Origin of the sequence: Streptomyces roseoverticillatus (assembly GCF_000719265.1) — a bacterium.
GTDB classification, from domain to species: domain Bacteria; phylum Actinomycetota; class Actinomycetes; order Streptomycetales; family Streptomycetaceae; genus Streptomyces; species Streptomyces roseoverticillatus.
The window spans coordinates 1-22,904 of the sequence record NZ_JOFL01000016.1 but is presented as its reverse complement, the minus strand read 5'-3'; the positions used below and the strand labels follow the sequence as shown (position 1 = coordinate 22,904).

Annotated in this window: 21 protein-coding genes and 1 pseudogene; 18 read left to right on the top strand and 4 right to left on the bottom strand. The window is 72.7% G+C overall.

Translation table 11 applies throughout. From position 1 onward, the window contains the following. Positions 1-88 precede the first annotated feature (88 nt). Together IF61_RS0119270 and IF61_RS0119265 are read left to right on the top strand one after the other, a co-directional pair. Positions 89-1,069 carry a GlxA family transcriptional regulator gene (locus IF61_RS0119270; RefSeq protein WP_030367688.1) on the top strand — a complete coding sequence of 327 codons (981 nt, stop codon included), beginning with the start codon at positions 89-91 and terminating at the stop codon, positions 1,067-1,069. 37 nt (positions 1,070-1,106) lie between these two features. Then, positions 1,107-1,757 carry a DJ-1/PfpI family protein gene (locus tag IF61_RS0119265; protein ID WP_030367687.1) on the top strand — a complete coding sequence of 217 codons (651 nt, stop codon included), beginning with the start codon at positions 1,107-1,109 and terminating at the stop codon, positions 1,755-1,757. 137 nt (positions 1,758-1,894) lie between these two features. On the opposite strand, the gene IF61_RS0119260 is transcribed toward IF61_RS0119265, so the two are convergent. Next, positions 1,895-2,704: an enoyl-CoA hydratase/isomerase family protein gene (locus IF61_RS0119260; RefSeq protein WP_052392820.1), complete on the bottom strand. Its 810-nt coding sequence runs from the start codon at positions 2,702-2,704 to the stop codon at positions 1,895-1,897. A 221-nt stretch (positions 2,705-2,925) separates the two neighbouring features. Here IF61_RS0119260 and IF61_RS0119255 point away from each other — a divergent pair, with 221 nt between their 5' ends. After that, complete coding sequence (locus IF61_RS0119255; RefSeq protein WP_030367685.1) at positions 2,926-3,435, top strand: ATP-binding protein; 510 nt, start codon at positions 2,926-2,928, stop codon at positions 3,433-3,435. Here the strand turns inward: IF61_RS0119255 and idi are convergent. The 3 genes from idi to galE form a co-directional block, all read right to left on the bottom strand. Beyond that, positions 3,410-4,021 carry an isopentenyl-diphosphate Delta-isomerase gene (gene idi / locus IF61_RS0119250; protein ID WP_030367684.1) on the bottom strand — a complete coding sequence of 204 codons (612 nt, stop codon included), beginning with the start codon at positions 4,019-4,021 and terminating at the stop codon, positions 3,410-3,412. The genes IF61_RS0119255 and idi overlap by 26 nt on opposite strands. Positions 4,022-4,077: 56 nt before the next feature. Further along, the gene (locus tag IF61_RS0119245) at positions 4,078-5,025 is read right to left on the bottom strand and encodes a cation diffusion facilitator family transporter (protein WP_030367683.1); all 948 of its coding nucleotides are present in this window, start codon (positions 5,023-5,025) and stop codon (positions 4,078-4,080) included. A 176-nt stretch (positions 5,026-5,201) separates the two neighbouring features. Beyond that, entirely contained in the window at positions 5,202-6,200 is a 999-nt protein-coding gene (gene galE, locus IF61_RS0119240) for a UDP-glucose 4-epimerase GalE (RefSeq protein WP_030367682.1), read from the bottom strand. 411 nt (positions 6,201-6,611) lie between these two features. Here galE and IF61_RS0119235 point away from each other — a divergent pair, with 411 nt between their 5' ends. The 15 genes and pseudogenes from IF61_RS0119235 to IF61_RS0119165 form a co-directional block, all read left to right on the top strand. Further along, entirely contained in the window at positions 6,612-8,492 is a 1,881-nt protein-coding gene (locus IF61_RS0119235) for a DUF5941 domain-containing protein (RefSeq protein WP_030367681.1), read from the top strand. Next, on the top strand, positions 8,489-9,226 hold the full coding sequence (locus tag IF61_RS0119230) for a phosphocholine cytidylyltransferase family protein (RefSeq protein WP_030367680.1): 738 nt from the start codon (positions 8,489-8,491) through the stop codon (positions 9,224-9,226). The genes IF61_RS0119235 and IF61_RS0119230 overlap by 4 nt, the downstream gene beginning before the upstream one ends. Next, entirely contained in the window at positions 9,214-10,275 is a 1,062-nt protein-coding gene (locus IF61_RS0119225; protein WP_030367679.1) for an iron-containing alcohol dehydrogenase family protein, read from the top strand. The genes IF61_RS0119230 and IF61_RS0119225 overlap by 13 nt, the downstream gene beginning before the upstream one ends. Beyond that, positions 10,253-11,038 (top strand): CDP-alcohol phosphatidyltransferase family protein, encoded by a 786-nt coding sequence (locus IF61_RS0119220; protein ID WP_078660332.1) that lies wholly within the window; start codon positions 10,253-10,255, stop codon positions 11,036-11,038. The genes IF61_RS0119225 and IF61_RS0119220 overlap by 23 nt, the downstream gene beginning before the upstream one ends. Further along, on the top strand, positions 11,035-11,940 hold the full coding sequence (locus IF61_RS0119215) for a glycosyltransferase family 2 protein (protein WP_030367677.1): 906 nt from the start codon (positions 11,035-11,037) through the stop codon (positions 11,938-11,940). The genes IF61_RS0119220 and IF61_RS0119215 overlap by 4 nt, the downstream gene beginning before the upstream one ends. A gap of 78 nt (positions 11,941-12,018) precedes the next feature. Next, positions 12,019-12,954 carry an ABC transporter permease gene (locus tag IF61_RS0119210; RefSeq protein ID WP_030367676.1) on the top strand — a complete coding sequence of 312 codons (936 nt, stop codon included), beginning with the start codon at positions 12,019-12,021 and terminating at the stop codon, positions 12,952-12,954. After that, positions 12,947-13,741, top strand: a complete 795-nt coding sequence (locus IF61_RS0119205) for an ABC transporter ATP-binding protein (protein WP_030367675.1) — start codon at positions 12,947-12,949, stop codon at positions 13,739-13,741. The genes IF61_RS0119210 and IF61_RS0119205 overlap by 8 nt, the downstream gene beginning before the upstream one ends. Before the next feature lie 474 nt (positions 13,742-14,215). Continuing rightward, positions 14,216-15,082 carry a squalene synthase HpnC gene (hpnC, locus tag IF61_RS0119200; RefSeq protein WP_043189891.1) on the top strand — a complete coding sequence of 289 codons (867 nt, stop codon included), beginning with the start codon at positions 14,216-14,218 and terminating at the stop codon, positions 15,080-15,082. Beyond that, entirely contained in the window at positions 15,079-16,029 is a 951-nt protein-coding gene (hpnD, locus tag IF61_RS0119195) for a presqualene diphosphate synthase HpnD (RefSeq protein ID WP_030367673.1), read from the top strand. Before hpnC ends, hpnD begins: the two co-directional genes overlap by 4 nt. Before the next feature lie 82 nt (positions 16,030-16,111). Beyond that, the gene (gene hpnE / locus IF61_RS0119190) at positions 16,112-17,572 is read left to right on the top strand and encodes a hydroxysqualene dehydroxylase HpnE (protein ID WP_052392818.1); all 1,461 of its coding nucleotides are present in this window, start codon (positions 16,112-16,114) and stop codon (positions 17,570-17,572) included. A 116-nt stretch (positions 17,573-17,688) separates the two neighbouring features. After that, on the top strand, positions 17,689-18,708 hold the full coding sequence (locus tag IF61_RS0119185; RefSeq protein WP_211264911.1) for a polyprenyl synthetase family protein: 1,020 nt from the start codon (positions 17,689-17,691) through the stop codon (positions 18,706-18,708). Between the two features lie 118 nt (positions 18,709-18,826). Beyond that, entirely contained in the window at positions 18,827-20,863 is a 2,037-nt protein-coding gene (shc, locus tag IF61_RS0119180; protein WP_030367670.1) for a squalene--hopene cyclase, read from the top strand. Continuing rightward, the gene (locus tag IF61_RS0119175; RefSeq protein ID WP_030367669.1) at positions 20,863-21,510 is read left to right on the top strand and encodes a phosphorylase family protein; all 648 of its coding nucleotides are present in this window, start codon (positions 20,863-20,865) and stop codon (positions 21,508-21,510) included. The genes shc and IF61_RS0119175 overlap by 1 nt, the downstream gene beginning before the upstream one ends. A 5-nt stretch (positions 21,511-21,515) precedes the next feature. After that, positions 21,516-22,538 carry an adenosyl-hopene transferase HpnH gene (gene hpnH / locus IF61_RS0119170; protein WP_030367668.1) on the top strand — a complete coding sequence of 341 codons (1,023 nt, stop codon included), beginning with the start codon at positions 21,516-21,518 and terminating at the stop codon, positions 22,536-22,538. Between the two features lie 51 nt (positions 22,539-22,589). Beyond that, positions 22,590-22,904: pseudogene (locus tag IF61_RS0119165) on the top strand (flavodoxin-dependent (E)-4-hydroxy-3-methylbut-2-enyl-diphosphate synthase); the annotation flags it as partial.

Sequence of the window (22,904 nt, the reverse complement as noted above, 5' to 3'; positions counted from 1 at the left end):
GGGCGGTGCCCCGCACCCTGCGGCGATGGCAGGAAAGGTGGGGTCTTCGTCATTGCGGACACATGACCGGGCGATCAGCATGGTGAGCATGACGCACCGCCGCACCCAGCGCCGCACCGTGCTGATCGTCCTGTTTGACGAGGTCCAGAGCCTCGACTTCACGGGCCCCGCCGAAGTGTTCGCCGGAGCGCGGCAGTGGACCGGCGACCCCGGCACGTACCGCGTGCACACCGCCACCCTCGACGGCGGTCCCGTGCGCACCAGCAGCGGCCTGCGCGTCACGCCCGACTCCGCGCTGCACGACGCCCCCGCCGCACACACCCTGCTCGTGCCGGGCGGCGAGGGCACGCGCACCCCCGACCCCCGCCTCGTCGCCTGGCTGCGCGAGCACGCGCCGCGCGCGGAGCGCGTGGTGTCGGTGTGCACGGGGTCCTTCCTGCTCGCCGCCGCCGGCCTGCTGGAGGGCCGCCGCGCGACGACCCACTGGGCGTTCTGCGCCGCCCTCGCCGCGCGCTTCCCCTCCGTGCGCGTGGAGCCCGATCCCATCTACGTGCGCGACGGGAAGGTCGTCACCTCGGCCGGCGTCACCGCCGGCATCGACCTCGCGCTCGCCCTCGTCGAGGACGACCTGGGCCGCGAACCGGCGCTCGCCGTCGCCCGCAACCTCGTCGTCTTCCTGCGTCGCCCCGGCAACCAGACCCAGTTCAGCGCCCCGCTCGCGGCCCAGACCGCGAGCCGCCCGCGGCTGCGCGACGTCCAGCACTGGATCGTCGAGAACCCCGCGGCCGACCTGTCCGTCGAAGCGCTCGCCGCCCGCGCGGACCTCTCCCCGCGGCACTTCGCCCGCGCCTTCCACAGTGAGACCGGCATGACGCCGGGCCGCTACGTGGACCGGGTCCGCCTGGAGGCCGCGCGCCGGCAGCTGGAGGACACCGGCGACGGCGTCGAGGAGGTCTCGCGCGCCTGCGGTTACGGCACGCCCGAGGCCATGCGCCGCGCCTTCGTCCGCGCCCTGGGCACCTCACCCGCCGAGTACCGCCGCCGCTTCCGTCCGCTGACCGCGGCCTGACCGGCCGCGGCCGCCACCGAACGAAACGAGGACCACCGTGCAGATCGCCGTCCTGCTCTACCCCGGCTTCACCGCCCTCGACGCCGTCGGCCCGTTCGACACCCTGGGTGCCCTCCCCGGCGCCGAGACCGTGCTCGTCGCCGAGCGCCCGGGGCCCGTCCCCAACGAGAGGGGCAGCCTCTCCCTGGTCGCCGAGGCATCCCTCGCCGAGGTCACGAGCCCGGACATCGTCGTCGTGCCCGGCGGGGCCGACCCGAGCGGCCAACTGGGCCCGGGGCCCGTCGCCGAGTGGCTGCGGCACGTCGACCGCACCACCACCTGGACGACGTCGGTGTGCACCGGTTCCCTGCTCCTGGCCGCAGCCGGGCTTCTGACGGGCCGTCGCGCCACGTCGCACTGGCTGATGCTGGAACAGCTCGCCGCGTACGGCGTCGAGGCCACGGGGGAGCGCGTCGTCTTCGACGGCAAGTACGTCACCGCTGCCGGCGTCTCCTCCGGCATCGACATGGCCCTCGCGCTCGCGGGCCGGGTCGCGGGCGACCGTGCCGCCCAGTCCGTCCAACTGCTCATCGAGTACGACCCGCAGCCGCCCTACGACGCGGGCTCCCCGGACAAGGCCCCGGCCGACCTCGTAGCCGAGTGGCGGAACACGGACCTCTCGCAGCTGGTGAAGCCCCAGGGCAGCTGAGCGGGCTCGCGGGAGCCTGCAGGGAACCGCGCCCCACAAGGGGCGCGGGGCGGTGTTGATCTGCGGCTCCGCCGCGCGGGCGCGACCGGCCACGGACGGCCCGCAGCCGACTGACCACCGCCCGTCCGGTGCCGCGATCAGCGGCCGGCGACGGGAAGGCCGGTACGGGGGTCCGGCCGCCCGTCCGTGGTGGGCTCGCCCACCGTCCACGCGAACCGCGGCTGCCGCCGCTCCAGAAACGCGGCGACGCCCTCCGCCGTGTCGCCGCCCGCACGCTCCTGCTCCGCCCAGTGCGCGACCCGGCCCGGACCGGCGGGCCCCGCGGCGAACTCCTTCGCCGAGGCCTGCGTCAGCTGCGACCGCGAGGCCAGCACCCGGGCGAACTCCGCGACCCGCCGGTCCAGCGCCTCCTGCGGCCAGACCTCGTCCACGAGGCCCGTCCGCAGGGCCCGCGCGGCGTCGATCAGTTCGCCCGAGAAGAGCAGGTACTTGGCCGTGGCCGGGCCGGTCAGCTCCACCAGCCGGCGGGTGGAGGAGGCCCCGTAGACGATCCCGAGCTTCGCCGGGGTCACCCCGAAGGACGCGTCGTCGGACGCGAACCGCAGGTCGCACGCGGCGGCGAGCTGGCAGCCGCCGCCCACGCAGAAGCCGCGCACGGCGGCGAGCGTGGGCTTGGGGAAGGCGGCGAGGGCCTCCTCGGCCGCGATCGCGAGGTCCCGCGAGCGGTCGGCGCCCTCGGTCAGCGAGGAGATGTCGGCGCCCGCGCAGAACGTGCCGCCCTCGCCGGTGAGCACCAGCACCCGGACGGCCGGGTCGGCGGCGCACCGCTCCAGCAGCCCGGGGAGGGACCGCCACATGTCCGTGGTCATGGCGTTGCGCTTGGCGGGGTTGGCGATGCGGACCGTGGCGGTGCCACCGGCGACGTCCAGGTGAAGTGCGGGCTCCATGCGCCGGATGCTATCCGGGCCCTCCCTCGGAATACCTAACTCCGGGTTGCTCAGGGAACGCGGAACAGGGTGGCCAGGATCAGTCGCGTGAGTGACCCTGGCATACGCACCCGGTCAAACTCCGTCGATAGACGGTGATTTGCGGTCAGCTCGCCGGTAGGACCCTCATCTTCCCAACACTCATGGGTGCGGTCGACCATGGTGAGGGGTTGGTATCGGACATGGAAATCCTCGGGAGCGTCCCGCCCGACCGCGGGCACGCCCCACCCCGGAGCCCGGTCGAGTTCGACGGCGCCTGGCGCTTCACCGCTCCCGCGCTGCACTCCTCCGTACCGCGGGCGAGGCACGCCGTCCGCGACCTCCTCCGCCACCAGCGCGTGCCGCTCTGCGACGACCTGCTGCAGGGGCTCCTGCTGATCGTCTCGGAGCTGGTCACCAACGCCGTGCAGCACGCGGCCCTGCTCTCGCCCGAGGTCGCCGTGGAGGTCTCCATCGGCCGCCACTGGGTACGGGTGGCCGTCGAGGACGACCACCCGTACCGGCCCAAGCCACTGGAGGCGGACGACGAGCGCATCGGCGGCCGCGGGCTGCTGCTCGTCCAGGCCATCTCCGCGGAGGCCGGAGGCATGTGCGACGTCGAGCACACCGCGAGCGGAGGCAAGGTGGTCTGGGCCGCCCTGCCGCTCCCCGCGCCCGCCGGCGGGCCTACCAGCCCGCCGCGTCCCCGGTGACCTCGCGCACCGCGGGCCGCGCCGCGTCCAGCACGGTCATGAACCACGCCGAGAACGGGTAGCGCGCCCGCAGCTCCTCCAGCTCGGCCGGGGTCACGAACGCGGTCTCCGCGATCTCCTGCGGGGCCGGGCGCGGCTCGGCCCGCACGATTCCCACGAAGAGGTGGTTGTACTCCTGCTCCACCAGGCCCGAGTCCGGGTCGGGGTGGTTGTAGCGCACGGTGCCGGCCTCGCGCATCAGCGCGGGTGCGAGCCCCAGCTCCTCGCCCGTGCGGCGCGCCGCCGCCACGAACGGGGGCTCGCCCGGATACGGGTGACCGCAGCACGTGTTCGACCACACGCCGGGGGAGTGGTACTTCTCCAGCGCCCGCCGCTGCAGCAGCAGCCGGCCCGCGTCGTCGAAGAGGAAGACCGAGAACGCCCGGTGCAGCTTGCCGGGAGCGATGTGGGCGGAGAGCTTCTCCGCCGTGCCGATGGTTCTGCCGTCCTCGTCGACCAGCTCCAGCATGATCGGTTCGGCTGAGCCCTCCGGAGCGGGAACCGCTGCGGTGTCGGCGGAGAGGCCATTGGCTGGTGTGATCGGCATTGACCATCCTCGTTGTCGGTCTTCGGCCCTCAAGTCTGCCGTACCGGGCCGGGGCGTCAATGACAGAGCTTCGCCTCGTGCTCCGCATGGCCGCCGGGCTCCAGCTGGAAGGTGCAGTGCTCCACGTCGAAGTGCTCGCCGAGGCAGCCCTGCAGGTCGTGGAGGATTTTTTCGTGCCCGACGGAATCCAGCGCCAGGTGGTCGACCACCACATGGGCGGAGAGCACCGGCATTCCGGATGTGATGGTCCACACATGGAGGTCGTGCAGGTCCTGCACGCCCGGCAGCGCCATGATGTGCGCCCGGATCGCGTCCATGTCGACGTCCTTCGGCGCGGCCTCCAGCAGGACGTCCAGCGCCTCCCGCAGCAGCTTCAGCGTGCGCGGCACGATCATCAGGCCGATCAGGAGCGAGGCGACCGGGTCGGCCTGCGTCCACCCCGTCAGCATGATCACCACTGCGGAGACCACCACCGCGAACGAGCCCAGCGCGTCCGAGAGGACCTCCAGGAACGCCCCGCGCACGTTGAGGCTCTCCTTCTGGCCGCGCATCAGCAGCGCCAGGGAGATCAGGTTGGCGACGACGCCCACCAGACCGAAGACCACCGTCATGCCGCCCGGCACCTCGGTCGGGTTCATCAGGCGCCCCACCGCCTCGTAGAGGATGAACCCGCCCACGCCGAGCAGCAGCAGGCAGTTCAGCAGCGCCGCCAGGATCTCCGCCCGGGCGTACCCGTAGGTGCGCCGGCCGCTCGACGGGCGGTTCGCGAAGTGGATGGCGACCAGCGCCATGCCCACCCCGACGGCGTCCGTCGCCATGTGCCCGGCGTCCGCGAGCAGCGCCAGCGAACCGGTCAGCGCGCTGCCCACGACCTCCGCCACGAGCACCGTGAGCGTGATGCCCAGTGCGATCCGCAGCCGGCCCTTGTAGGCCGCCGCGGCCGTGCCGCTCGTGCCCGGCGGGGGTCCCCCGTGAGAGTGACCGTGATCGTGCCCTGCGCCCATGAGATGCCGCCCTCGGAAAACGGGTGCCCGTCCGGCCGGCGGCTGCCGGCCGGGACCCAGTGAACTACGGGTGGGGGGTATCGGGCAACGCGGCACTGAACACCGTTGTCATGTGCTCTGACCTGCGAAGATGTGCATCTCGCCGACCTGCGGCGATCACCCTGCGTGCGGGGACGTCAGCCCCGCGGAACGCCCTCCCGGGCCTCCGGGTGGTGCAGGCACCAGCCTTCCCACGCGGACGCGACCATGCTGCGCACGTCGTGCGCCGGGCTCCAGCCGAGCTCCTTCGCGATCAGCTCGTTCGAGGCCACGACACGCGCCGGATCACCCGGACGGCGCGGCTCGACGAGCGGCGCGGGCTCGGTGCGGCCGGTCACCGAGGCGATCAGGTCGGCCATCTCCCGCACCGAGACGCCCCGCCCCGTGCCCACGTTCAGCGTGAGGTCGCCCGGCTCCGTGCGCTCGGCCAGCCGGCGGGCCGCCGCGAGGTGCGCGGTCGCCAGGTCCTCGATGTGGATGTAGTCACGGATGCAGGTGCCGTCCGGGGTGGCGTAGTCGTCGCCGAAGATCCGCGGCGCCTCGCCCCGGGTGAGCCGGTCGAACATCATCGGGATGATGTTGAAGATCCCGGTGTCCGCGAGCTCCGGCACCGCCGCGCCCGCCACGTTGAAGTAGCGCAGGCAGGCCGTCGACAGGCCGTGCGCCTTCCCGGTGGCCCGCACCAGCCACTCGCCGGCCAGCTTCGTCTCGCCGTACGGGTTCATCGGCGCGCACGGCGTGTCCTCCGTGACGAGGTCCACATCCGGCATCCCGTAGACGGCGGCGGAGGAGGAGTACACGAAGCTGCGGACGCCCGCGGCGACGGCCGCCTCCAGCAGCACGGTCAGCCCGTGCAGGTTCTCCCGGTAGTAGAGGAGCGGCTTCTCCACCGACTCCCCGACCTGCTTCTTCGCCGCCAGGTGCACGATGCCCGTCACGCCCAGCTCCGCGAAAGTGCGGTCCAGCAGCTCGCGGTCCAGCACCGAGCCCCGCACCAGCACGCAGCCCGCGGGCAGCCGCGCGGCCACGCCCGCGGACAGGTCGTCCAGCACGGCGACCCGCTCGCCGGCCTGTGTCATCGCCCGGGCGACGTGTGCTCCGATGTACCCGGCACCGCCTGTGATCAGCCATGTCATGACCGGCACCCTAGCGCCTGGACGGCGGGTCACGATGTGGGTTCGATTCCGGTGACCGGGCACTCCGCCGGACTCTCGCAACGGCGGGACACCACGACGGCGCGGTCCGGCGGTACCGGACCGCCCCGGCCCGGAACCGGACGCCCCGCCCGGGCGTCCTTTCCATGGCGGACCTGCCGGAGGCGTACCGGCGGTGAACGGCGTCTTCCGGTGATCCGATAGCCTCTGCCGACGTGCCGGCCCCCGCCGGGGGCTTCCGGTACGAACGCCGCCCGCCGCGTCCCGCGGCCCCGGAGCGGCCATGCCCGCCGCAAGGAGTGAGTTCGTCTGTCGACCGCCATCCTCACCGGTCCGCCGCCCGCCGGCTCCTCCCTGGAGGAGGACCTGCGGTCCCTCGGCTTCGACGTCCGCGTGGCGGCGGACGTCGCCGGGGCGCTGGCCGCCGTCCCGGCCACGGAGCGGGTCGCTGTGGTGGACCACCGCTTCGTGGGCCATGTGCACGCCCTGCGCCTCGCCCTGACCGACCCCCGCTTCCCGGCCGGCGCCACCGAGGGCGCGCTCACCGTCCAGCCGGACGCGCGCGCGTCCCTGACGCGCGCGCTGAGCGCGGTGACGGCCGGCCGCCCGGCGGCCGGGGAACCTGCGTCTCCCGCGCGAGCGGGAGAGCCCACGGACTCCGAAGAGCCCGAGCGTCCGTCCGGCCAGGACGGGCCGGACTCCGCGCGATCGGGAGCCGCCGGGGCCGCGCCGGGCGAGGGCGCCGGACCGGCGCTCCGCGAGACCGGCCCGGCCCCGGCTGCCGGCAGCCTGCCCGGCGCCCTCGCCGCCCGGCTGGAAGCCGACGGCGTGCCCGTGCACCGGCCCGACCTCGGCATCCTCGTCGCAGCCGTGCCGGACGGCGGCGAGCTCCGCGCCAAGGCGCTCGCCGAGACCGAGGCCGTCGACGACGAAGCCGTACGGCTGCGCAGCGCCGTGAAGTCCCGCGACGGGTTCTTCACCACCTTCTTCATCAGCCCGTACTCGCGCTACCTCGCCCGCTGGTGCGCCCACCGCGGCCTCACCCCCAACCAGGTCACCACCGCGTCCCTGCTGACCGCGCTGATCGCGGCCGGCTGCGCGGCGACCGGCACCCGGGGCGGCTTCGTCGCCGCCGGCGCGCTGCTGCTGTTCTCCTTCGTCCTGGACTGCACCGACGGCCAGCTCGCCCGCTACTCGCTGCAGTACTCCACGCTCGGCGCCTGGCTCGACGCGACCTTCGACCGCGCCAAGGAGTACGCCTTCTACGCGGGCCTGGCCCTCGGAGCGTCCCGCGGCGGCGGCCACGACGACGTATGGGCGCTCGCGCTCGGCGCGATGGTCCTCATGACCTGCCGGCACGTCGTCGACTTCTCCTTCAACGAGGCGAACCACGACGCTACGGCCAACACGAGCCCGACAGCCGCGCTCTCCGGCCGCCTCGACAGCGTCGGCTGGACGGTCTGGGTCCGCCGCATGATCGTGCTGCCCATCGGCGAGCGCTGGGCGCTGATCGCGGTCCTCACCGCGCTCACCACGCCGCGCACCGTCTTCTACGTGCTGCTGATCGGCTGCGCCTTCGCCGCCTGCTACACCACCGCGGGCCGCGTCCTGCGCTCCCTGACCCGTAAGGCCAAGCGCACGGACCGCGCCGCGCAGGCGCTGGCCGACCTGGCCGACTCCGGCCCGGTCGCCGAGATCGCCGCGGGCAGCCTGGGCCGCACGGTGCCCGGCCGGGCCTACAGCGCCCCCTTCTGGGCCGTCCTCGCCGCCGCCAGCCTGCTCCTCGGCCCGCTGGTCACCGGCAGCGGCGGCACCTGGCGGGCCGTCCTGCAGGCCGCGGTCTACGCGATCCTCGCCGGCGTCGCCGTCGCCCAGCCCCTCAAGGGCCCCCTCGACTGGCTGGTGCCGCCGGTCTTCCGGGGCGCGGAGTACGGCATCATCCTGGGCCTGGCCGCCCAGTCCGGCGCCCCGGGGGCCCTCCCGGCGGCTTTCGGCCTGGTGGCCGCGGTCGCCTACCATCACTACGACACGGTGTACCGCATCCGCGGTGGCACCGGCGCGCCCCCGCACCGGCTGGTGCGGGCGATCGGCGGACACGAGGGTCGCGTCCTGGCGGTCACCACCGCGGCCGCCCTGTGGCACGGCCGAGGTTTCACCATCGCGCTGACGGTCCTCGCGGCCGCCATCGCCCTCGTGGTGCTCAGCGAGAGCATCCGCTTCTGGGTGTCCTCCGGGGCACCCGCAGTACACGACGAAACAGGAGAACCCGCATGATCGGCCTCGTGCTGGCCGCCGGCGCCGGACGGCGTCTGCGTCCCTACACCGACACTCTGCCCAAGGCCCTGGTGCCGGTGGATGGTGACACCACCATCCTCGACCTCACCCTGGCCAACTTCGCCGAGATCGGTCTGACCGAGGTCGCGATCATCGTGGGCTACCGCAAGGAGGCCGTGTACGTCCGCAAGGAGGCCCTCGAGGCCAAGTACGGCCTGAGCCTCACCCTGATCGACAACGACAAGGCCGAGGAGTGGAACAACGCCTACTCCCTGTGGTGCGGCCGTGACGCCCTCAAGGACGGCGTGATCCTCGCCAACGGCGACACCGTGCACCCGGTCTCCGTCGAGAAGACCCTGCTCGCCGCCCGCGGCAACGGCCAGAAGATCATCCTCGCCCTCGACACGGTGAAGCAGCTCGCCGACGAGGAGATGAAGGTCATCGTGGACCCCGACAAGGGCGTCCAGCGCATCACCAAGCTCATGGACCCGGCCGAGGCCACCGGTGAGTACATCGGCGTCACCCTGATCGAGGGCGAGGCCGCCGCCGACCTGGCGGACGCTCTGAAGGTCACCTTCGAGCGCGACCCCGACCTCTACTACGAGGACGGCTACCAGGAGCTCGTCAACCGCGGCTTCAAGATCGACGTGGCCCCCATCGGCGATGTCCAGTGGGTCGAGATCGACAACCACGACGACCTCGCCAAGGGCCGGGGGATCGCGTGCCAGTACTGACGAGGCTCATCCCCTCGCCGGTCGTCGTCGACATCCGGGCCGGAGCCCTCAACGATCTGGCGAGCGTCCTCGCCGATCAGCGGATCTCCAGCTCCGGCAAGCTGGCCGTCGCCATCAGCGGCGGCTCCGGGGCGGTGCTGCGCGAGCGGCTCGCCCCGGCGCTGCCCGGCGCCTCGTGGTACGAGGTGGGCGGCGGCACGCTGGACGACGCCATCCAGCTGGCCGACGCGATGAAGTCCGGCCACTACGACGCCGTGGTGGGCCTCGGCGGCGGCAAGATCATCGACTGTGCGAAGTACGCCGCCGCGCGCATCGGCCTGCCGCTCGTCGCCGTGGCCACGAACCTCTCGCACGACGGGCTCTGCTCGCCGGTCGCGACCCTCGACAACGACGCGGGCCGCGGCTCCTACGGCGTGCCCAACCCCATCGCCGTCGTGATCGACCTCGACGTCATCCGTGAGGCCCCGGTCCGCTTCGTGCGCTCCGGCATCGGCGACGCGATCTCCAACATCTCCGCCGTGGCGGACTGGGAGCTCTCCGCCCGCGAGCGCGGTGAGGACATCGACGGCCTGGCCGCCGCCATGGCCCGGCAGGCCGGCGAGGCCGTGCTGCGCCACCCCGGCGGCGTCGGCGACGACAGCTTCCTGCAGGTGCTGGCCGAGGGCCTGGTCCTCACCGGCATCGCCATGTCGGTGGCCGGCGACAGCCGCCCCGCCTCCGGCGCCTGCCACGAGATCAACCACGCCTTCGACCTGCTCTACCCCAAGCGGGCGGCCAGCCACGGCGAGCAGTGCGGCCTCGGCGCGGCTTTCGCGATGTACCTGCGCGGTGCCCGCGAGGAGTCCGCGCTGATGGTCGAGGTGCTGCGCCGGCACGGCCTGCCCGTGCTGCCGCAGGAGATCGGGTTCAGCGCCGAGGAGTTCGTCGCGGCCGTGGAGTACGCGCCGCAGACCCGCCCCGGCCGCTACACGATCCTGGAGCACCTCGCGCTCTCCACCGACCAGATCAGGGACGCTTACGCCGACTATGCCAAAACCGTCACTAGCTGAACTCCGCCCGGTCGTCCACCCCGGCGGGCTCAAGGACCGGCGCAGCGGCGAGCACTGGGCCGGACGCCTGTACATGCGCGAGATCTCCCTGCGCTGCACGCGGGTCCTGCTGAACACCCGGCTCACGCCCAACCAGTACACGGGCCTGATGATCCTGGCCGGCATCGCCGCGGGCGCCGCCCTGGTGATCCCGGGCCTGGCCGGGGCGATCCTCGGTGCGCTGCTCATCCAGCTGTACCTGCTGCTGGACTGCGTGGACGGCGAGCTCGCGCGCTGGCGCAAGGTCACCTCCACGACCGGCGTCTACCTCGACCGGGTGGGGCACTACCTCTCCGAGGCCGCCCTGCTCGTCGGCTTCGGCATCCGGGCGGCGGACGTCCTGCACCGGGACGGCGCGGCCACGCAGTGGCAGTGGGCCTTCCTGGGCACGCTGGCGGCGCTCGGCGCGATCCTGATCAAGGCGGAGACGGACCTGGTCGACGTGGCCCGCGCCCGCAGCGGCATGGCGGCCGCCGAGGACGCGGCGGCCACGCCCCGCTCCTCGGGCATGGCCCTGGCCCGTAAGGCCGCGGCCGCGCTGAAGTTCCACCGGCTGGTCGGCGGCGTCGAGGCGTCGCTGCTGATGCTGGTGGCCGGCATCGCGGACTTCGTCCACGGCGACCTGCTGTTCACGCGTGTCGCGGTGGTCCTGCTCGCCGCCGTCGCGGTGCTGCAGACTGTGCTGCACCTGGTGTCCATCCTCGCGTCGAGCAGGCTCCGATGAACGCTCCCTCCGCTCCTGCAGTCAAGGTCGGCGCGGTTGTCCTCACCATGGGCAACCGCCCCGCGGAGCTGCGCGCCCTGCTGGAGTCCGTCGCCAAGCAGGACGGCGACCCGATCGAGGTCGTCGTCGTCGGCAACGGCTCCCCGCTGCCGCCGATCGCCGTCCCCGGCCTGACCGTGCGCACCGTCGAGCTGTCGGAGAACGTCGGCATCCCGGCCGGGCGCAACGTGGGCATCGAGGCGTTCGGGCCCGCCGGGCGCGAGGCCGACATCCTGCTGTTCCTGGACGACGACGGCCTGCTGCCCGGCCAGGACACCGCCGAGCTGTGCCGGCAGGCGTTCGCCGCCGACCCGAAGCTCGGCATCATCAGCTTCCGGATCGCCGACCCCGACACGGGCGTCACCCAGCGCCGCCACGTGCCGCGGCTGCGCGCCTCGGACCCGATGCGCTCCTCGCGGGTGACCACCTTCCTGGGCGGCGCCAACGCGGTCCGCACCCGGGTCTTCGCCGAGGCCGGCCTGCTGCCGGACGAGTTCTTCTACGCGCACGAGGAGACCGACCTCGCCTGGCGGGCCCTCGACGCCGGCTGGATGATCGACTACCGCGCGGACATGGTGCTGCACCACCCGACGACGGCCCCGAGCCGGCACGCGGTCTACCACCGGATGGTCGCCCGCAACCGGGTCTGGCTCGCCCGGCGCAACCTGCCGGCCCCCCTGGTCCCGGTCTACCTCGGGGTCTGGCTGCTGCTGACCCTGGCCCGGCGGCCCTCGCTGCCCGCGCTGCGGGCGTGGTTCGGGGGCTTCCGGGAGGGCTGGACGACGCCCTGTGGTCCACGGCGCCCCATGAAGTGGCGTACCGTGTGGCGCCTGACCCGGCTGGGTCGGCCTCCCGTGATCTGACAAGCTCTTGTCTATGAGCACCGGGCGCGGGCCGGGGCGAGCCCCCGGCAGCGCACCTTGAGGACGAAAGTGTCAACTGTGAGCGAGACAACGCACGGCAGTGCGGTCGCCATGAGTGCCCCGCCGTCACCCGACGACGGCCTGCCCGCCGCCGAGCTGGCCAGGAAGTACGGCCTCGCGGTGAGCGGGGCCCGCCCGAGCCTGCCGGACTACGCCCGGCAGCTGTGGGCGCGGCGGCATTTCATCGTCGCGTTCTCCCGGGCCAAGATGACGGCCCAGTACAGCCAGGCCAAGCTGGGCCAGGTCTGGCAGGTGGCGACGCCGCTGCTGAACGCCGGCGTGTACCTGCTGATCTTCGGCGTGCTGATGCAGCAGTCGAAGGGCATGGGGATCGCCACGTACATCCCCTTCCTGGTGACCGGCGTCTTCGTCTTCACCTTCACCCAGAGCTCGGCGATGGCCGGCGTGCGCTCCATCGCGGGCAACCTGGGCCTGGTGCGCGCCCTGCACTTCCCGCGGGCGGCCCTGCCGATCTCCTTCGCGATGCAGCAGCTCCAGCAGCTGCTGCTGTCGATGTGCGTGCTGTTCGTCTTCCTGATCGGCTTCGGCCACATGCCGGGCCCGTCCTGGGCGCTGATCGTCCCGATCCTGGCGCTGCAGTTCCTCTTCAACACCGGCCTGGCGATGATCCTGGCCCGGGCGGGCAGCAAGACCCCCGACCTGGCGCAGCTCCTGCCGTTCATCACGCGCACGTGGATGTACGCGTCCGGCGTGATGTACAACATGGTCGAGGCGCTGGAGAAGACGCACGCCCCGAAGTGGGTCATCGACGTCGTCGGGGCCAACCCGGCCGCCGTCTACATCGACCTGATGCGCTGGTCCCTGATCGAGGACCACAGCCGGATCCACCTGCCGCCGCACGTGTGGCTGCTGGCGGTGGGCTGGGCGGTCCTGGTCGGCGCCGGTGGTTTCGTGTACTTCTGGAAGGCTGAGGAGCAGTACGGCCGTGGCTGAACAGAACCCGACCCCCGCGGCGGACGCCGCCCGCGTGCCCACCGTCATCGCGGACGACGTGCACATCGTCTACCGCGTCTACGGCGGCAACACCGGCCGCGGCAGCGCGACCGCCGCGCTCAACCGGCTCGTGCGGCGCCAGCCGAGCGCGGGCGTCCGCGAGGTGCACGCCGTCAAGGGCGTGAGCTTCACCGCCTACCGCGGCGAGGCGATCGGCCTGATCGGCTCGAACGGCTCCGGCAAGTCCACCCTGCTGAAGGCGATCGCCGGACTGCTGCCCACCGAGCGCGGCAAGGTCTACACCGACGGCCAGCCCTCGCTGCTGGGCGTGAACGCGGCCATGATGAACGACCTCACGGGCGAGAAGAACGTGATGCTCGGCGGTCTGGCCATGGGGATGTCGCGCGAGCAGATCCGCGAGCGCTACCAGGACATCGTCGACTTCTCCGGGATCAACGAGAAGGGCGACTTCATCACGCTGCCCATGCGGACTTATTCGTCCGGCATGGCGGCCCGGCTGCGGTTCTCCATCGCCGCGGCCAAGGACCACGACGTGCTGATGATCGACGAGGCGCTGGCCACCGGTGACCGCTCGTTCCAGAAGCGCTCCGAGGCCCGCATCCGCGAGCTGCGCAAGCAGGCGGGCACGGTCTTCCTGGTCAGCCACAACAACAGGTCGATCCGGGACACCTGCGACCGCGTGCTGTGGCTGGAGCACGGCCAGCTGCTCATGGACGGCCCGACCGAGGAAGTGGTCCGGGCGTACGAGAAGGAGACGGCCCGCTAGCGCCGCGCGGGCCGGTGCGGACCGGTCGAGCGCGAGCCCCTGCCGGTGCGCTCCGGCGGGGGCCTTGACCGTTCCGTAACGATCAACTGGCTTATTGGCAGGGTTGATTCGCTGCCCGCGTGGCATTGTATGGATCAAGCACCTACCCGGTCGCGCATCGGACAGGTGTGCGGCGTACGCTGTACCGTGCCGAATCGCGGCGAAGCGTGCGATACCGGCTTATCCGCGACTCCGGAGACGGGGTCGGATGCGGGTGGGGCGGCAGGTGCCGATGGGGGAGCAGGGGGCGCCGAAGGGGGTGTCAACCCCTGCGGCGTGTCCGAAATAGGATGTTCTGGGTCGGCAGTGTAGAACGGGAGATGTGACGGCAATGGCTGTATTGGCTGCGGGGCCTCTCCGGATCCGAGGCGTGCACGCCGTCCCCGGTCCGGGCAGCCCGCTGTGACGGCGGGGACGGACGCGCACGAGCGCGCCGTGCTCGACAAGGCCGCGCACGAGAACTTCCCCGTGGCACCCTTCTTCGTGCCGCGCGCCTGGCGGGACGACCTCATGGCCGTCTACGGATACGCCCGCCTCGTCGACGACATCGGCGACGGCGACCTGGCCCCCGGCGGGCGGGACGCCGAGCTGCTTGGGCTCGACCCGGCGCAGAGTGACGACCGTCTCACGATGCTCGACGCCTTCGAGGCCGACCTGCACCGCGTCTTCAGCAGCTCGGGCACCGGCCCCCGCCACCCGCTGCTGCGCCGCCTGCGGCCCACCGTCCGCCGCTGCGGGCTGACCCCGGAGCCCTTCCTGGGGCTCATCGAGGCCAACCGCCAGGACCAGCGGGTCCGCCGCTACGGTACGTACGACGATCTGCTCGCCTACTGCGAGCTGTCCGCGAACCCCGTCGGCCGCCTCGTCCTCGGCATCACCGGCACCGCCAGCCCCGAGCGGATCCGCCGCTCGGACGCGGTCTGCACCGGGCTGCAGATCGTGGAACACCTGCAGGACGTCGCCGAGGACCTCGGCCGCGACCGCGTCTACCTCCCGGCCGAGGACATGGAGCGCTTCCGCGTCACCGAGGCCGACCTCGCGCGCCCGACCAGCGGCGCGTCGTTGCGCGCCCTGGTCGCGTACGAAGGGGAACGCGCCGGAGAACTGCTGAATGAAGGCACCCCCCTGGTGGGTAGCGTCCACGGCAGGTTGAAGCTGTTGCTCGCGGGGTTCGTGGGCGGGGGGAGGGCCGCGCTCCGCGCGGTCGCCGCCGCAGGACACGACGTACTGCCCGGACCGCCCAAGCCCACCAAGCTCAGCCTGCTGCGCGAGGTGGGAGCGACACTGCGAAGAGAGGGGTGAGCAGGACCGTGAACGGATCCCCGGACGCGTCCGCACCGGTGCTCGCCGCGTACAGCTACTGCGAGGCGGTCACCGGCCAGCAGGCCGGCAACTTCAGCTACGGCATCAGGCTCCTGCCGACCGCCAAGCGGCGCGCCATGTCGGCGCTCTACGCCTTCTCGCGCCGCGTCGACGACATCGGCGACGGCCCGCTGGACGCCGGCGCCAAGCACCGGCGCCTGGAGGAGACGCGCGAGCTGCTCTCCCGCATCCGAGAGGGCCGCATCGCCGAGGACGACACCGACCCGGTGGCCGTCGCGCTCAGCCATGCCGCGCGCCGCTTCCCCATCCCGCTCGGCGGGCTGGACGAACTCATCGACGGCGTTCAGATGGACGTGCGCGGCCAGTCGTACGAGACCTGGGACGACCTCGCGGTGTACTGCCGCTGCGTCGCGGGCGCCATCGGCCGCCTCTCCCTCGGCGTGTTCGGCACCGTGCCCGGCGCGCGGGACGCCGCGCGCGCCGCGGAGTACGCCGATACCCTCGGCCTGGCGCTGCAGCTCACCAACATCCTGCGCGACGTCCGCGAGGACGCCGCCAACGGCCGCACCTACCTGCCCTCCGACGACCTCGCGAAGTTCGGCTGCGCCGAGGGCTTCCACTCCGCCCGGCCCCCGGCCGGCGCCGACTTCACCGGCCTCGTCCACTTCGAGGTCCGGCGCGCCCGCGCCCTGTTCGCCGAGGGCACCCGGCTGCTGCCCATGCTCGACCGCCGCAGCGGCGCCTGCGTCGCCGCCATGGCCGGCATCTACCGCAGGCTGCTCGACCGGATCGCCGAGGACCCCGAGGCGGTCCTGCGCGGCCGCGTCTCGCTGCCCGGCCGGGAGAAGGTCTACGTCGCCGTGCGCGGCCTGTCCGGCCTCGACGCCCGCAGCGTCCACCGGCGGACCGCCGGGGGGCGCGCTTGATCTCCCTGGTCCGGGCCGCCGGCCGGCGCGCAACCCTCCGCCCTGCGGACACGTCCCTGACAGCAGCCGAAGGGGTGGGCACATGACAGCCACGACAACCGGGCCCGGCCACGGCCCCGCGGACGGGGACGGCACCGCGCCCGCCCGCGCGGTGGTCGTCGGCGGCGGCCTCGCGGGCATCACGGCCGCGCTGGAGCTCGCCGACGCCGGCGTGCGCGTCACCCTCCTGGAGGGCCGGCCCCGGCTCGGCGGCCTCGCCTTCTCCTTCCGCCGCGGCGACCTCACCATCGACAACGGCCAGCACGTCTACCTGCGCTGCTGCACCGCCTACAGCTCCTTCCTCGACCGGATCGACGCCCTGCACCTCGCCCCCCTGCAGGACCGCCTCGACGTGCCCGTCCTCGACGTCGGCCACCCCTCCGGCAAGCCCCGCCTGGGCCGGCTGCGCCGCACCGCCCTCCCCGTCCCGCTGCACCTGGCCAAAAGCCTCGCCACGTACCCGCACCTCTCGCTCGCCGAGCGCGCCGCGGTGGGCCGGGCCGCACTGGCCCTGCGCGGCCTCGACCCGCAGGACCCCGCGCTCGACGGCACGGACTTCGGCGGCTGGCTGCGCCGCAAGGGCCAGTCCGCCCGCACGGTCGAGGCCCTGTGGGACCTGATCGGCGTGGCCACCCTCAACGCCACCGCCGCAGAGTCCTCGCTCGGCCTCGCCGCCATGGTCTTCAAGACCGCGCTGCTCACCGAGCCCGGCGCCGCCGACATCGGCTGGGCCCACGTCCCCCTCGGCGAGCTGCACGACACGCGCGCCCGCGCCGCCCTCGAGGCGGCCGGCGTCCGCACCCGCTTGCGCACCCGCGCCACCGGCATCGCCCGCGCCGCCGACGGCACCTGGCAGGTCGGCGCCGAGACCGGCCCCGGCACCGCCGAGCAGCTCACGGCCGACACTGTCGTGCTCGCCGTGCCGCAGCGCGAGACCCACGCCCTGCTGCCCGACGGCGCCCTCGACGAGCCGGGCCGGCTGCTGGAGATCGGCACCGCCCCGATCCTCAACCTGCACGTCGTCTACGACCGCCAGGTCCTGCGGCAGCCGTTCTTCGCCGCGCTGGGCTCGCCCGTGCAGTGGGTCTTCGACCGCACCGAGTCGTCGGGGCTCGCAGCGAAGGGGGGACACTGGGAAGGCTGCCAGTACCTCGCCGTCTCCCAGTCGGCCGCGCAGGACGACATCGAGCGGCCCGTCGCCGAGCTGCGCTCCCGCTATCTTCCCGAGCTGGAACGGCTGTTGCCCGCCGCACGCGGCGCCGGCGTACGGGACTTCTTCGTGACCCGGGAGCGGACAGCGACGTTCGCCCCCACCCCGGGCGTCGGCAGGCGTAGGCCGACCGCCCGCACGAACACGCCCGGCCTGTACCTGGCCGGCGCGTGGACCGCCACCGGCTGGCCCGCGACCATGGAGGGCGCGGTGCGCAGCGGTGTCCACGCCGCCGGCGCGGCACTCTCCGAGCTCGGCCGACCGCACGTGAGCCCCCTGCGGGAGGCGGTATGACCGAGGCGAGCCATGAAGCGTCGCGTGCCCGGACCGGGCCGCGCACGAGCACGACCACCAGAGGAGAGACCGTGACTTCGGCGATCCCAGCTGTCGACACCGCGGGCGTCAACGCCATGCTGGAGCGGGGACGGACGCTTGCCACGCCGGTGCTGCGTGCTGCCGTGGATCGGCTCGCGCCGCCCATGGACACCGTCGCCGCCTACCACTTCGGCTGGATCGACGCCGAGGGCCGGCCGGCGCACGGCGACAGCGGCAAGGCCGTCCGGCCCGCGCTCGCCCTGCTCTCGGCCGAGGCCGCCGGCCGCGCCCCCGAGGTGGGCATCCCCGGCGCCGTGGCCGTCGAGCTCGTGCACAACTTCTCGCTCCTGCACGACGACCTGATGGACGGCGACGAGCAGCGCCGCCACCGCGACACCGTGTGGAAGGTGTACGGGCCCGAGCAGGCCATCCTCGTCGGCGACGCCCTCTTCGCGCTCGCCAACGAGATCCTGCTGGAGCTCGGCACCGTCGAGGCCGGCCGCGCCACCCGGCGGCTGACCACGGCCACCCGCAAGCTGATCGACGGCCAGGCCCAGGACATCTCCTACGAGCACCGCGAGCGGGTCACCGTCGAGGAGTGCCTGGAGATGGAGGGCAACAAGACCGGTGCCCTGCTCGCCTGCGCCGTCTCCATCGGCGCGGTCCTCGGCGGCGCCGACGACCGCACGGCCGACATCCTGGAGGCCTACGGCTACCACCTCGGCCTCGCCTTCCAGGCGGTGGACGACCTGCTCGGCATCTGGGGCGACCCGGAGGCCACCGGAAAGCAGACCTGGAGCGACCTGCGCCAGCGCAAGAAGTCGCTGCCCGTGGTCGCGGCCCTCGCCGCCGGCGGGGAGGCCTCCGAGCGGCTCGCGGGGATCCTCGCGGCCGACGCGAAGCTCAGCGACGCCCAGCTCGCCGACTTCGACGAGGAAGAATTCGCCAGCCGCGCGGCGTTGATCGAAGAGGCGGGCGGCCGGGAGTGGACCTCCCAGGAGGCCCGCCGCCAGCACGCGACCGCGATCGAAGCCCTCGACCGAGTTGACATGCCCGCAGAAGTCCGAGCCCAACTTGTGGCGCTCGCCGACTTCGTCGTCGTACGAAAGAGATGATGGCCATTCACCCGATCTAACGGATCGCGGTCGCCGGCCGGCGCCAGTGCTAACGGCGCCGGCCGACGGAGCCCCCAGGAAGGCAGAGAAGGAAGCTCACTGCAAAAAAGGGGAAACCATGACAGCGACGACCGACGGAAGCACCGGGGCCCTGCCGCCCCGCGCTGCCGCGGCCACCGACAGCACCACAGCACAGAGCACCACAGCACAGAGCACCACGGCACAGCCCCCGCTCCCGGAGGGCGAGGCGCCCGGCGCCCTCGCCGCCGCCGAGCGGGCCACGGCCCTCGCGGCCGAACACCTTCTCTCCCGCCAGGACGAGCAGGGCTGGTGGAAGGGCGACCTGGAGACCAACGTCACCATGGACGCCGAAGACCTGCTGCTCCGTCAGTTCCTGGGCGTGCAGGACGAGGAGACCACCCGCGCCGCCGCCCTGTACATCCGCTCCGAGCAGCGCCCGGACGGCACCTGGGCCACCTTCCTGGGCGGGCCCGGCGAGCTCTCCACGACCATCGAGGCCTACGTCGCCCTGCGGCTCGCCGGTGACGCCCCTGGCGCCCCGCACATGGCCGCCGCCTCGGCGTGGATCCGCGAGCAGGGCGGCATCGCCGCCTCCCGGGTCTTCACCCGCATCTGGCTCGCCCTCTTCGGCTGGTGGAAGTGGGAGGACCTCCCCGAGCTGCCCCCCGAGATCATGTTCCTGCCGAAGTGGTTCCCCTTGAACCTCTACGACTTCGGCCAGTGGGCCCGGCAGACCATCGTGCCGCTCACCGTGGTCTCCGCGAAGCGCCCCGTGCGCCCCGCGCCGTTCCCGCTCGACGAGCTGCACACGGACCCGGCCCGGCCGAACCCGCCGCGCCCGCTCGCCCCCGCCGTCAGCTGGGACGGCGCCTTCCAGCGCCTCGACAAGGCCCTGCACCACTACCGCCGGTTCCCGCTCCGCCGCCTGCGCCGCCTCGCGCTGAACCAGGCCGCCCGCTGGATCGTGGAGCGCCAGGAGAACGACGGCTGCTGGGGCGGCATCCAGCCGCCCGCCGTCTACTCGATCATCGCTCTCCACCTCCTCGGCTACGACCTGGACCACCCCGTGCTGCGCGAGGGCCTGAAGTCGCTGGACCGTTTCGCCGTCCGGCGCGAGGACGGCAGCCGCATGATCGAGGCGTGCCAGTCCCCGGTGTGGGACACCTGCCTGGCGACCATCGCCCTCGCGGACGCCGGCGTGGCGCCCGACCACCCGGCGCTCGTCAAGGCCGCCGACTGGATGCTGGACGAGCAGATCGACCGCACCGGCGACTGGGCGGTGCGCCGCCCCGGGCTGACCCCGGGCGGCTGGGCCTTCGAGTTCCACAACGACACCTACCCCGACATCGACGACACGGCCGAGGTCGTGCTGGCCCTCAAGCGGGTCCGCCACCCCGACCCGGCGCGCGTCGAGACGGCCGTGCGGCGGGCCGCCCGCTGGAACCTGGGCATGCAGTCGAAGAACGGCGCCTGGGGCGCCTTCGACGCCGACAACACCAGCACGCTGCCCAACCGGCTGCCGTTCTGCGACTTCGGCGAAGTCGTCGACCCGCCGTCCGCCGACGTCACCGCGCACGTCGTGGAGATGCTCGCCTTCCTCGGCGAGCGGCACGACCCGCGCACCCGGCGCGGCGTCGATTGGCTGCTGGGGGAGCAGGAGGAGAGCGGCGCCTGGTTCGGCCGCTGGGGCGTCAACTACGTCTACGGCACGGGCTCGGTGGTCCCCGCCCTCGTCGCGGCCGGCATCCCCGCCTCGCACCCGGCGGTCCGCCGGGCCGTGCGCTGGCTGGAGGGCGTGCAGAACGACGACGGCGGCTGGGGCGAGGACCTGCGCTCGTACCGCGACTCCGAGTGGATCGGACGCGGCACCTCCACCGCCTCCCAGACGGCGTGGGCGCTGATGGCCCTGCTCGCCGCCGACGAGCGGGAGGGCAAGGCCGTGGAGCGTGGCGTGGCCTGGCTGGTGGACACCCAGCGCGCGGACGGCTCCTGGGACGAACCGCACTTCACCGGTACGGGTTTCCCCTGGGACTTCTCCATCAACTACCACCTCTACCGCCAGGTCTTCCCCCTCACGGCCCTGGGCCGCTACGTGCACGGGGAGCTGTTCACCCCCGACCGCCTGGAGGCGTGATGACATACGGCACGGGCTCCGGCCCCGCACCGCTGCTGGTCGCCTGCGCGCTCGGCATCGAGCGCCTCGCGCTGCGCGGGGGCGGCCCCGGCGAGGCGGCCGGGCCCGTGACCGTCCTGCGCACCGGCATGGGGCCGCTGGCCGCGGACCATGCCATCACCCGCGCCCTGCGCGATCCGGCCATGCGCGAGGCGGCGGTCGTCGCCACGGGCTTCTGCGCCGGCCTGGCCCCGGGGATGCACCCCGGGGACCTGGTCGTCGCCGACGAGACCCGGGACGGCGCGGGCCGCACCGAGTGCTCGGGCGTCGAGCTGCTCGCCAAGGAGCTCGCCCGCGCCGTGCCCCGGCGCGTCATCCACACCGGACCGCTCGTCGGCTCCGACCACGTCGTGCGCGGCGCGGAGCGGGCGGCCCTGCACGCCGCGGGGGCGCTCGCGGTGGACATGGAGTCCGCGGCCACACTCCGGAGCGCCGTCCGCGCGGGCCCGCGCCCGGTTGCGGCCGTCCGGGTGGTCGTGGACGCTCCAGAACATGAACTCGTCCGAATCGGGACGTTGCGCGGTGGAATATCGGCTTTCCGGGTTCTGCGCACCGTCCTCCCGGCTTTTATCGAATGGCACCGTTCTTTACTGCTCCCCAGGAGGTGAGCCAGATGGCCATGCCACTCCGCCAGTCCATCCGGGTAGGAACGTATCTCTTTGAACAGAAGCTCAGGAAGCGCGAGAAGTTCCCGCTGATCGTCGAGTTGGAACCGCTTTTCGCCTGCAATCTCAAGTGCGAGGGCTGCGGGAAGATCCAGCATCCGGCCGGAGTGCTCAAGCAGCGCATGCCGGTGGCCCAGGCCGTCGGCGCCGTGCTGGAGTCCGGGGCGCCGATGGTCTCCATCGCGGGCGGCGAGCCCTTGATGCACCCGCAGATCGACGAGATCGTGCGGCAGCTGGTGGCCAAGCGGAAGTATGTCTTCCTCTGCACCAACGCGATGCTCCTGCGCAAGAAGATGGACAAGTTCACACCGTCCCCCTATTTCGCGTTCGCGGTGCACATCGACGGGCTGCGCGAGCGGCACGACGAGTCCGTTGCGAAGGAGGGCGTCTTCGACGAGGCGGTGGCGGCGATCAAGGAGGCCAAGCGGCGCGGCTTCCGGGTCACCACCAACTCCACCTTCTTCAACACCGACACCCCGCAGACCATCATCGAGGTGCTCAACTTCCTCAATGACGACCTGCAGGTCGACGAGATGATGATCTCGCCCGCCTATGCCTACGAGAAGGCCCCCGACCAGGACCACTTCCTGGGCGTCGAGCAGACCCGGGAGTTGTTCAAGAAAGCATTCTCCGGGGGGAACCGGGCCCGCTGGCGGCTCAACCACAGCCCGCTCTTCCTGGACTTCCTCGAAGGCAAGGTCGACTTCCCCTGCACCGCCTGGGCGATCCCCAACTACTCCCTCTTCGGGTGGCAGCGCCCCTGCTATCTGATGAGTGACGGCTACGTCCCCACGTACCGGCAGCTGATCGAGGAGACCGACTGGGACAAGTACGGGCGCGGCAAGGACCCGCGCTGCGACAACTGCATGGCCCACTGCGGATACGAGCCGACGGCGGTCCTCGCCACCATGGGGTCGCTGAAGGAGTCGATCCGCGCGGCCCGCGAGAGCGTCGCCGGGAACCGGAGCTGACGGCCGTGGCCACCTCCGCGGGACCGGTGTCCCTCGGGCTCCCCGGCGTGGGTGGCGTGTCCTACGCAGGATGATGCGGATGCGTTGCCGGTGATCGCGAAGAAGTCGCAGATCCCGGTGATCGCGGACATTCACTTCCAGCCGAAGTATGTCTTCGCTGCCATCGATGCGGGTTGTGCGGCGGTGCGGGTGAACCCGGGCAACATCAAGCAGTTCGACGACAAGGTGAAGGAGATCGCGAAGGCGGCCTCGGATGCGGGCACTCCGATCCGGATCGGGGTGAACGCGGGTTCGCTGGACCGGCGGCTGCTGCAGAAGTACGGGAAGGCGACGCCTGAGGCGCTGGTGGAGTCGGCGTTGTGGGAG

Coding starts and splice junctions, on each gene's coding strand:
- IF61_RS0119270 (WP_030367688.1), top strand. CDS start 89: ATGACGCACCGCCGCACCCAGCGCCGCACCGTGCTGATCGTCCTGTTT.
- IF61_RS0119260 (WP_052392820.1), bottom strand. CDS start 2,704: ATGGAGCCCGCACTTCACCTGGACGTCGCCGGTGGCACCGCCACGGTC.
- IF61_RS0119255 (WP_030367685.1), top strand. CDS start 2,926: ATGGAAATCCTCGGGAGCGTCCCGCCCGACCGCGGGCACGCCCCACCC.
- idi (WP_030367684.1), bottom strand. CDS start 4,021: ATGCCGATCACACCAGCCAATGGCCTCTCCGCCGACACCGCAGCGGTT.
- IF61_RS0119245 (WP_030367683.1), bottom strand. CDS start 5,025: ATGGGCGCAGGGCACGATCACGGTCACTCTCACGGGGGACCCCCGCCG.
- galE (WP_030367682.1), bottom strand. CDS start 6,200: ATGACATGGCTGATCACAGGCGGTGCCGGGTACATCGGAGCACACGTC.
- IF61_RS0119230 (WP_030367680.1), top strand. CDS start 8,489: ATGATCGGCCTCGTGCTGGCCGCCGGCGCCGGACGGCGTCTGCGTCCC.
- IF61_RS0119220 (WP_078660332.1), top strand. CDS start 10,253: ATGCCAAAACCGTCACTAGCTGAACTCCGCCCGGTCGTCCACCCCGGC.
- IF61_RS0119215 (WP_030367677.1), top strand. CDS start 11,035: ATGAACGCTCCCTCCGCTCCTGCAGTCAAGGTCGGCGCGGTTGTCCTC.
- hpnE (WP_052392818.1), top strand. CDS start 16,112: ATGACAGCCACGACAACCGGGCCCGGCCACGGCCCCGCGGACGGGGAC.
- IF61_RS0119185 (WP_211264911.1), top strand. CDS start 17,689: ATGCTGGAGCGGGGACGGACGCTTGCCACGCCGGTGCTGCGTGCTGCC.
- shc (WP_030367670.1), top strand. CDS start 18,827: ATGACAGCGACGACCGACGGAAGCACCGGGGCCCTGCCGCCCCGCGCT.
- IF61_RS0119175 (WP_030367669.1), top strand. CDS start 20,863: ATGACATACGGCACGGGCTCCGGCCCCGCACCGCTGCTGGTCGCCTGC.
- hpnH (WP_030367668.1), top strand. CDS start 21,516: ATGGCCATGCCACTCCGCCAGTCCATCCGGGTAGGAACGTATCTCTTT.